The organism is Emticicia sp. (assembly GCF_049241225.1).
In the GTDB taxonomy this organism is placed as follows: Bacteria; Bacteroidota; Bacteroidia; order Cytophagales; family Spirosomataceae; genus Emticicia.
The window spans coordinates 1-2136 of record NZ_JBMLRC010000410.1 but is presented as its reverse complement, the minus strand read 5'-3'; the positions used below and the strand labels follow the sequence as shown (position 1 = coordinate 2136).

The following is a 2136-nucleotide window of genomic DNA, read 5'->3' as shown; positions in this document are numbered from 1 at the left end:
TCGGACATATTCCGTTGGTTTTCAGCGACCAAACTTTCCTTGACCATCTTTATGGCGGCATTTATTGGGCTGCTACTGGAAAAGGTTTATAATTTTATTTAGATAAGACTGGTGGAATTTGAGATTTGACAACTTTTAAAAAGTTGTCAAATCTAAGCATTATTAATTGCTGAAATATCCATACTTATCGCTTCATTTCTTTCTCAATACTTTCTTTGTAAGTAAAAAAGTCAACTTGAAGTGTGTGCCGAGGAGTTTGTTTGTAGCGTTTAGCGAGCTTCTGTTTGTCTTCTTCGATAGATTTTAGCATTGCCTCTTTTGATGGTAACTTACTTTCTCCTTTGATGATTTTGGCAATCCACTTGGCTTGAATTTCGGCCAAAGGCATGATTGCCCCCAAAGGCTGAATCAAAGCCAAAAAGAATAAGTTTTTGTAGTCAGGGTGAATGACCTTTTTGTAAAGTCGAATATCGTTGGTTTCTTCTACATCAAATTCGGCGTAATGTTTCAAGAATGGAAAAGTAACTTTATAGCCAGTTGCATAGATAATCATATCAAAATCTTGCTCTGTTCCATCTTCAAAAACTACCGTTTTCCCTCTAAATTCTTTGATATTTGGCTTGAATTTTATCAAACCTCGCCCCGAAAGGTTTAGTAAATCTTGCGAAAGTGTTGGGTGTTCGCTCAAAACTGGTCGGTTTGGTTTCGGCACTCCATAATCTTCTTGTTTGCCACGGGCCAGCCACAAGGTTGTATTGAGCAAAAAGCGTTGTAGCCAAAGTGGTAGTTTGGCGGTCAGTGGATTTGCCAGATTATCGAAAGGAATACTCCAAATCCAATTGGGTGTAATATACGCACCACTTCGAGTCGAAATTACGACTTTTCCTGTGTGCAAGCGAGCGGCTTCGCACGCAATATCAACGGCAGAATTTCCGATTCCTACCACTAACACATCTTTATTTTGTACTTGCTCGACTTCACGGTAATAATGCGAATGAAGGATTTCGCCAGTAAATTCACCCTTAAAAGCAGGAGTTGGAAACCGTGGATTCCAATGGTGTCCGTTGGCTACAATAACATACTGATAATCAAAAGATTGCCTATTATCGAGCGTGACATTATATGTACTGTCAGCATTTCTGACAACATCAACAACTGAGGTATTAAAAGTGATATGTTCACGTAATTTGAAATGTTCAACGTAGCTTTCAAAATACTCAATTATGTCAGAATGGTGCGGAAACATCGGGTAATCATCGGGCATCGGAAAGTCGGAGTAAGCCATCACGACACGATTGGTGTTGATATGTAAACTTCGATAAGCCGATGATAGCCCGTTATCATTATTGAATCGCCAAACCCCACCAATTTTTGAGCCTTTTTCAAAGCAGTCGAATGATATTCCTTTTTCTTTTAAAGCTTTTGCGGCAGTAATGCCCGAAGAACCAGCTCCAATGATACACACTTGTTTCATAGCAGTTTTAGAGAATAGAGTTAAAATCTTAAAAGTAAAGTAAAAAATCTTAATTACCAGCCGATAATTAGGCTTTTATCTAAACTTTATTAACTTTGCTCAATATTATTTAAATCCTACAAAATAAGTATTTAATGCCATGAAAAAGATTTCTATACTTTCAATTTTATGTATTAGTTTATCATTAAGTACCTATTCACAGGCAGTAAAAGACCCAATTGGACCAGTTTTTTATGCCTATGCTTCACAAAATATTAGCTATCCTGTTGGTGCTATTAGAGGAAGCATTTATGGCCGAGTTTATGCATCTTTTGAAGTAAACTCAACAGGAAAAATAAAAAATGTCAATGTTATTTACCCATTGGTAAGCCAAAAAGTTAGTAAATCGTTGGGTTTTGAAAATGAAATCGTAAGTGGCTTATCTAAAATCCCTAAACTCAATCATGTAGAGGCAGGAAAGTATATTCTGCCAATTGCATTTGTTTATAAGAATATGTATTATGGCGATGTAAACTATCCCACAAATAGAATTTCGGAAGATTATTTCTCGAAAGATTTCAAATTTTTACAAGAAATTCAAATTACTGCTCGAAGTGACCAATTTCGCTCGCTTCGCCCCTTCTCCAACATTCCGCCGATGAGTAGGCAGATTGTTGATTACT

Annotated in this window: 2 protein-coding genes; one reads left to right on the top strand and one right to left on the bottom strand. The window is 36.9% G+C overall.

What is annotated here, in order from left to right:
* Positions 1-184: 184 nt before the first annotated feature.
* Positions 185-1474 carry a flavin-containing monooxygenase gene (locus ACOVO2_RS21290; protein ID WP_421771922.1) on the bottom strand — a complete coding sequence of 430 codons (1290 nt, stop codon included), beginning with the start codon at positions 1472-1474 and terminating at the stop codon, positions 185-187.
* A gap of 139 nt (positions 1475-1613) precedes the next feature.
* On the opposite strand from ACOVO2_RS21290, the gene ACOVO2_RS21285 reads away from it, so the two are divergent.
* A partial coding sequence (locus ACOVO2_RS21285) for a hypothetical protein (RefSeq protein ID WP_421771921.1) occupies positions 1614-2136 on the top strand: 523 nt, incomplete at its 3' end.

Excerpts from the sequence above, each read along its gene's own strand:
- ACOVO2_RS21290 (WP_421771922.1), bottom strand. The coding sequence starts at position 1,474 with ATGAAACAAGTGTGTATCATTGGAGCTGGTTCTTCGGGCATTACTGCC.